The organism is Caballeronia sordidicola, assembly GCF_002220365.1.
GTDB lineage: Bacteria > Pseudomonadota > Gammaproteobacteria > Burkholderiales > Burkholderiaceae > Caballeronia > Caballeronia sordidicola_C.
Genome location: NZ_MTHB01000152.1, coordinates 1 through 6,020, shown reverse-complemented (window position 1 = coordinate 6,020; position 6,020 = coordinate 1). Strand labels below are relative to the sequence as shown.

The 6,020-nt window shown below is 55.5% G+C and carries 2 protein-coding genes; one reads left to right on the top strand and one right to left on the bottom strand.

Going from position 1 to position 6,020, the window contains the following annotated elements; genetic code table 11:
- Positions 1-878: Orn/Lys/Arg decarboxylase N-terminal domain-containing protein (locus tag BSU04_RS22685; RefSeq protein ID WP_306427213.1), on the bottom strand; the 878-nt coding region annotated here is incomplete at its 3' end.
- A 793-nt stretch (positions 879-1,671) separates the two neighbouring features.
- Between BSU04_RS22685 and BSU04_RS22680 the strand changes: the two genes are divergently transcribed.
- Positions 1,672-6,020 (top strand): chemotaxis protein CheB (locus BSU04_RS22680; protein WP_218827330.1); only part of this gene is annotated, 4,349 nt, incomplete at its 3' end.

Sequence of the window (6,020 nt, the reverse complement as noted above, 5' to 3'; positions counted from 1 at the left end):
TCGATCGGCCCAATCAGGCCCTGGGGATTTCGGTCTGTCTCGACGTAGATCGGGATCGCCCCTGCTAGCAGAAGGGCTCCGTGGTGGTTGGACTTGTGGTTGTTGCGGTCGAAAAGGACGAGGTCGCCGCGCTTGAGCAGTGCCGCTGTAACCACCTTGTTTGACGTGGACGTTCCGTTCAGGATGAAATAGGTGCGCTCCGCGCCGAACACCTTAGCCGCTTCCTTCTCTGCTGCCAGTGCTGGCCCCACATGGGTTAGCAGATCGCCGAGTTCGGGCACCGAATTGTCGATGTCGTTGCGAAAAATTGCATCGCCCATATGCTCGACAAACAACCGACCCGCGGGACTGCGGCGGTAGAACGTGCCGCCCTGATGTCCCGGGCAGGTCCACATCTGGTTGCCCTCGTAGTCATAGTCCATGAGGGCGCCGAAGAACGGCGGCTTGAGGCTGGCGGCATAGTGCTCAAGAGCAAAGATCACCTGCTTCGCCGTAAAGCCGGGCGTTTCGTTATCGAGATAGATGTAGCCAGAGACCTCACCAAGCGGTTCAAGGGATAGCGCTTCGATGCCATTCAATTCACTGACAAGGTAAATTGGTGTGTCCAGGCCGCGGCCTTGGCGAATGGTTTTGACCAAATCCTGAACCTCGGGCTCGTTAGGGCCGTCAATTGCGAGCAGGAAACAGCCAATTGCCATGTCGCTCTCAGCGGCAACTTTCGTGCCGCCGAGGGTGGGGCAGATATCGGTGCGATAGTCGTAGCCGGACAGTGCGTCAAGCAACCCCTGCATCAGGCGGGCCTCATTGCTATGAGGAGCCTCCACGAAGACCGGACTGTACAGAAGAAAATGAAATAACTGATGGTAGGGGACTGCCATGTCTGAGACCTTCGCGAATTGAAATTGGCACGCTAGAAAGGAGCGGTAAGCGATGAGGCAGATAAACAGCTCGTGCCGCCGCCCTGATCGAATTTGTTGTCCTTCATTTCGGTCTGGAGCCTATCGTCCGTCCGGTAGCGAACGGTTTCAGAACCGGGCCTAAACAGCCGTGCTGAAGCAAGCTTAAGCCTCAACATCACAGGCTGACAGGGTCGGAAACTACTCATTAGATACACGGGATTGTGGCTTTCAGACTGTGCGATCCTGTGAGCGGCTGCGCAGATGCATAACCGTCTGAATTTTAGCTAGCGGATTTAGGAACATTGGAAATCACGCCAAGGGCCTGCGAGTCAGCCGGCAGATTAGCCAAGGTCTCTTGATCGCGCTACCGGTGCCGCGCGCCATTCCGAGAGCCGTCGTCCCCTCTCTTAAGCCAACTGCTGAATTTCTTGAGCCAACTCTTACCATCGCAATACGGGATAGAGCGCACTCGGGAACAGAATATGCTGACAGTCGTAGAGAAGAAAAGAAAACGACTCGGAAATAATTAAGACAGGAATGCGTAATAGATACGTAACGAGTCCATTGTTTTCGTATGGGCTTATGCAAGATGACGAACCACCCAATTTCCTTAGGTGGAGGATGAATACCACTTACCAATGTGATTCGGCCGATAAGTGATGTAGGATAAAGATCGATTCCCGCTTCGAAGTAACTCTCCGGAAACTCAAAAATGCCTGCAAGTGTCATCCGTCAGGCTAGCCTCTCGCGACCGAGGTCGAGGCGAAAACTAATGCCTGAAATTGGACCTCCTGCTAGAGAGAGTGATCTTTTTTTTGTTGGCGTCGGCGCTTCGGCAGGTGGGCTCGACGCATGCCGTAGACTGGTCGAAGGGTTGCCGCCGACAACAGCCGCAGCATGGATCTTCGTTCAGCACCTCGATCCGGCTCATGAAAGCTCGCTGGTAAGTTTGCTTGCCGGTCATACACGGATGACCGTCGTGCAAGCGGCAGACGGTATGTTGATTGAGCGGGAGCACCTTTACATTATTGCCCCGGGTACCTATTTATCCGTTGCCGACGGAGTGTTACGCAGTTCCCTTCCACAAGCGCGTCACGGCGCTCGGCTGCCCTTTGACTTCCTGCTGCATTCACTCGCGAAAGAGTACGGCCCACGGGCTGCGTGTGTGGTCCTGTCGGGAACCGGCGCGGATGGCAGTCTCGGTTTGAAGGCGATCAAGGAGCAAGGCGGAATTATCATTGCCCAGGATCCGCACGAAGCGGGATCTGACGGAATGCCACTGAGCGCGATTGCCACTGGCGCAGTGGACTGGGTGCTGCCGCTAGCAAAAATTCCGGCAGCGCTTTTGGAATACTGGCGCCGAATTCCAAACCGGGGTCTGAATGACGGAGATTCAGGCCTGGGCGCCGAGCCGGCCTGGTTGGCCACGATTATCGAGTTGTTACGCACGAGAACCGATCACGATTTCACGCTTTACAAGCGCGGCACGCTGGAGCGTCGAATCGAGCGCCGCCGGGCGATGGCGGCAGTCGAGACGCGCGACATGGCGGGCTACATTGAGGTTCTCGCTAACGACCCTGCCGAACTGGAACTTCTCGCCAAAGACATCCTGATTAACGTCACGCAATTTTTTCGCGATCCGAAGGTTTTTGATTTGCTGGCGAGCACCGTTGTGCCCGAGCTTGTCCGCAACCATGCGCCAGGTCAGGACATCCGCATCTGGATCGCAGGGTGCAGCACCGGAGAGGAAACCTATTCGCTTGCCATGCTTTTTCTCGAGGAGATCGAGGCCTCGAGGCGAAGCATCAAACTGCGGGTCTTTGCCTCGGATGCCGATCTGGTTACGCTTGCGAAGGCTCGCGAAGGGCTGTATCCGGTGACCATTGAGGCCGATGTCTCACCCATTCGACTGGCCACTTTCTTCGTCAGGGAAGGGAGCAACTATAGGGTATTGCCCGATCTGCGGTCGATGGTGGTGTTCACTGCCCATGATGTGCTTGTGGACCCTCCATTTTCCCGGCTTGACATGGTCTTGTGCCGCAATCTGCTCATTTATCTGAATCCCGAAGCACAGACAAAGGTCGTGTCCCTTTTCCACTTCGCATTACGCGACGCCGGCATTCTTCTGCTCGGAAGTGCTGAGACTGTCGGAAAGCCTGACGGCCGCTTCGAGATTCTTTCAAAGTCAGAGCGCATTTATCGGCATACCGGTCACGGCAGGTCGCACGACGTCGGCTTTTCGATGAACTCGACTAACGCAGTCCGTATTGCCTCCCGGCAAGAGCAAGGACACGCCGTCTCCCGCCAGTCCGCCATGGCAGAGCTGTGCAGGCGGTTGGTCATACAGTCGCATGCGCCTGCCACCGTCCTGATCAGCAGGGATCATGAGTGCATCTATTCCGTCGGACCCACCGACCGGTATCTGCATGTCGCGTCAGGTCCTCCCACTCAGGACATCCTGGCAATGGCCTCGCAGGATGTGCGCAGCAGGCTCAGGCTCGCCATCCAGCGTGCGAGACAGGGAAATGGGCGTGTCGTGGTGGCGGGAGGCACGACGGTGCAAAACGGCAACGTGGTGGGTTTTAAGCTGGACGTCCAGCCTGTCTCGAACGATGGAGAGGAAATGTTCCTGGTTTCCTTTGTTGACGACCCACATCATGGTCATCAGAAAAGGAAGTCCATTGCCATCACGCCCGAGGACGTGCCTCGGGTTGCAGATCCTGAGAGCGAGCTTGAGGCGACGAAAGCGGAGCTCGCGAGCGCGATTCGAAGCCTCGAGATAATCAGCGAGGACCATAAGGTGGTCAACGAGGAGGCGTTGTCGGTTAACGAAGAATACCAATCGACCAACGAAGAGTTGCTGACATCAAAAGAGGAATTGCAAGCGCTGAACGAGGAGCTGACGGCCCTCAACAGCCAGCTACAAGAGACGCTGGAACGGCAGCGCACGACGTCTAACGATCTCCAGAATGTCTTGTACAGCACTGAAGTGGCGACGCTGTTTCTCGATACGCAACTGAATATCCGGTTTTTCACACCGGCGACCCGATCACTGTTTAACGTCCTTCCTGGGGACATAGGTCGACCATTAAAGGATCTCAGTTCGCTGGCTACGGATGACGATCTTCTTGCCGACACACGCACGGTACTACGCACGTCTGTCCCCTCCGAGCGAGAGATACAGGCGCAAACCGGTATCTGGTTTGTTCGTCGAATCTTGCCGTATCGAACGGAGGACAACCGAGTGGGGGGCGTAGTCATTACGTTTACGGACACTACCGAACGCAAGTTAGTCAGAAATTCGCTGAGGGAAGCAAAACAGATTGCCGATCGGGCGAATGCCGCGAAGTCGCGTTTTCTGGCTGCGGCGAGCCATGATCTGCGGCAACCGCTTCAGGCGCTTGTTTTGCTTCAAGGATCACTCGCAAAGAAAGTAGAGAATGAATCTGCCCGGGAAATGGTCGAACGTCTCGACCACATATTGAGTTCGATGTCTGGCATGTTAGATGCGCTGCTGGACATTAATCAGATTGAAGCCGGCACCGTCCACGCGGAACTGATCAGTTTCCCGATTGGCGATCTTCTTAGCCAACTAAAAGACGAGTTTCACGATCATGCGCTTCCATCCGAGATCAAGTTCCGGGTGGCCCCATGCAGGCTTCTGGTGCGAAGCGATCCGCACCTGCTCATTCAGGTCCTTCGTAACCTGCTGTCCAATGCACTCAAGTACACCAGGCGTGGGAAAGTGCTGTTAGGTTGTCGTCGGCGTGGCGATATGCTGCGCATTGAAATCTGGGACACGGGAATTGGCATTCCGAACGATGAACTAGAAGCAATATTCGACGAGTATCATCAACTCGATAATTCGGCGCGCGAACGCAGCCGAGGCCTGGGTCTCGGCTTGTCAATAGCGAACCGGCTGGCTGATCTTCTCGGCGATCGAATCTCGGTGCGCTCGCAGCCTGGCAAGGGCTCTGTTTTCTCGATCGAAGTCATGCTTGGATCGCTCGAAACGAGTGGTCCTCCGAAGCGCGAAGATGAGCGCATAGACGAAGCTTCACGGCCCGAGCCAAATGCGCACAACGGCTCGATACTCGTGATTGAGGACGACCCTGAGGTACGAGGCCTGATCGGATCGATACTCCGGGCAGAGGGTTATGACGCAGGGACTGCATCCGACGGTGTCGAGGGTTTGGAGTTCGTGTTACAGCACGTCATTCAACCCAACCTCATCCTGGCCGACTACAACCTGCCCGGCGGCATGAATGGGCTCCAGGTTGTTGCCAGCATTCGCAAGATCGCCCGTTGGGAGGTTCCAGCGATCATCTTGACCGGTGACATATCGCTGGAGACGCTTCGCGATATTGGCCAGGGCAAATGTCTCCCCCTGAACAAGCCGGTGAAGGTTGGTGATCTCGTCAAGGCGATCGAAGGTCTTATAGCTGATTCTCGCCTTGCCACTTTACCGCAGAATTTGGCGTCGGGAATTGAATCGGTGAGAGAGATTTCGTCTGTTGTGTACGTCGTTGACGACGACCGATATTTACGCGAAGAAATTCGTTGCGTCCTCGAAGACGACGGTCGGACCGTTGAAGACTACGGGTCTTGCGAGGCTTTTCTAGAAGCCTATCAACCGGGCAGAGAGGCTTGCCTTTTAATCGATGCCTATCTGCCAGGTATGAAAGGACTCGATTTGCTTAAGCACTTGCACAATCGGGATGACCACTTACCCGCGATCATGATTACGGGTAACAGCGACGTGCGAGTGGCGGTGCAGGCGATGAAGGCGGGCGCTTCAGACTTCATTGAAAAGCCGATCGGCCCAATTGAGTTGCTCGAATGTGTGGCTCGCGCCTTCGAACAGTTGTTGAGTTCGCATAAGCTGTTCGCATGGCGCGAGGCCGCAGCGAACCAGATCTTGGAGCTGACGCCGAGACAACACCAGGTCATGGATCTCGTACTCGCGGGTCGCCCCAGTAAAGTTATTGCAGCGGACCTTGGCATTAGTCAGCGTACCGTCGAGAATCATCGAGCGTTGATAATGAAAAAAACAGGGTCGAAGTCTTTGCCGGCTTTGACTCGCCTTGCGCTCGCAGCGCAATCCGCGCAATTGAAGGATGT